This is a genomic window from Halomonas sp. ND22Bw (genome assembly GCF_003011945.1).
Taxonomy (GTDB): Bacteria; Pseudomonadota; Gammaproteobacteria; order Pseudomonadales; family Halomonadaceae; genus Halomonas; species Halomonas halophila.
The window spans coordinates 1-522 of sequence record NZ_PXWD01000090.1 but is presented as its reverse complement, the minus strand read 5'-3'; the positions used below and the strand labels follow the sequence as shown (position 1 = coordinate 522).

Here is a 522-nt window from a genome sequence, read left to right as displayed (position 1 = left end):
TCGGTGCTCCGAACAAGCGCAAGCGGGCAATTCCTCTGGCTCAGCTAGGCCTCGCCTGGCGTGCGTCAGATGCGCTGTGTCAGCCTTGGTGGCGAGACATGTGGCGCCTCTATGTGCTCACCGGGCTTCGACGTTCGTTGGTCACTGAGTTGCTGTTCCGTGAGGTCGATTTCGAGACCGGCACCCTGTCCGTCTCGCCTCACAAGGTGGGCACAAAAAGGCGCGGGAAGAAGACCGCCAAGAATGCGGCCGACATCCGGCTACCGCTGTCGCGGTTCGTACTCGACATGCTGCGCGCTCGGCGTGAGTTTGCACCCGACAGAGATGGGCCCGTTTGGTACGCAGTCAAAGCCAAGCGCGGCGGTGCGGGTGAGCGCCCTAAGCAACTTGTTGACCCGCGCTCAGGATGGCTGCTGCTCGAAGAGGCGCTCGGAGATTTTCATTTCGCTCCCCATGACCTCCGACGGACGTTCGCCACTGCGGGTAGCGCTTCGGGCGCAGACCTCTTTGGGGTGTCCCTGC

At 62.8% G+C, this 522-nt stretch carries 1 protein-coding gene; it reads left to right on the top strand.

Annotated elements, in window-relative coordinates:
- Positions 1-98: 98 nt before the first annotated feature.
- Positions 99-522 (top strand): tyrosine-type recombinase/integrase (locus tag CVH10_RS17095; protein ID WP_181244445.1); only part of this gene is annotated, 424 nt, incomplete at its 3' end.